Source organism: Rothia sp. HMSC067H10, from assembly GCF_001810635.1.
Lineage (GTDB): Bacteria > Actinomycetota > Actinomycetes > Actinomycetales > Micrococcaceae > Rothia > Rothia dentocariosa.
In genome coordinates this window covers 1-950 of the sequence record NZ_KV802275.1, presented here as the reverse complement: position 1 = coordinate 950, position 950 = coordinate 1, and the positions used below count along the sequence as shown (strand labels likewise).

Sequence of the window (950 nt, the reverse complement as noted above, 5' to 3'; positions counted from 1 at the left end):
TGACCGGCTGATGATGGTCTCTGCATGCGTGTTTGTGTGTGGTGGTGTTGTTGGTGTGGTGTGTTGTTTGAGAACTCAAGAGTGTGCTTTGTTCAATACGTTTTTGGCACAACTGTGTGTTGTGTTGTGATGATGTGTATTGGTGAAACGGGATGTTGTGACAGTGCGCTGGTGCCTTCGTAGTGGGGGTGTTGGTGTGCGGGGTTGATACCGTATATGTTTTTTGATCTTATTGAGGTCATGTTTTTTGGTGTGGTCTTGTAGTTCTGAAAAATTTTGTTGTGGTGTCTGCTGGTTGGGACATTCGTGTGGGGCGCAGAGTATGGGGTGCGTTGGTGTGCCTGGTGTTTTGTGTCCTGATTGTTTTTTGTTTTGTCAGTAGTTCATTGTTTTTTTGAGAGTTATGGGATCATGCGTTTGCTTTTTGTTTTTGTAACGGAGAGTTTGATTCTGGCTCAGGACGAACGCTGGCGGCGTGCTTAACACATGCAAGTCGAACGATGAAGCCTAGCTTGCTAGGTGGATTAGTGGCGAACGGGTGAGTAATACGTGAGTGACCTACCTTTGACTCTGGGATAAGCCTGGGAAACTGGGTCTAATACCGGATACGACCAATCTCCGCATGGGGTGTTGGTGGAAAGCGTTATGGAGTGGTTTTAGATGGGCTCACGGCCTATCAGCTTGTTGGTGAGGTAATGGCTTACCAAGGCGACGACGGGTAGCCGGCCTGAGAGGGTGACCGGCCACACTGGGACTGAGACACGGCCCAGACTCCTACGGGAGGCAGCAGTGGGGAATATTGCACAATGGGCGCAAGCCTGATGCAGCGACGCCGCGTGAGGGATGACGGCCTTCGGGTTGTAAACCTCTGTTAGCATCGAAGAAGCGAAAGTGACGGTAGGTGCAGAGAAAGCGCCGGCTAACTACGTGCCAGCAGCCGCGGTAATACG

Annotated in this window: 1 rRNA gene; it reads left to right on the top strand. The window is 50.8% G+C overall.

Going from position 1 to position 950, the window contains the following annotated elements:
* Positions 1 to 432: 432 nt before the first annotated feature.
* Positions 433 to 950, top strand: a 16S ribosomal RNA gene (locus HMPREF2756_RS00765); the annotation flags it as partial.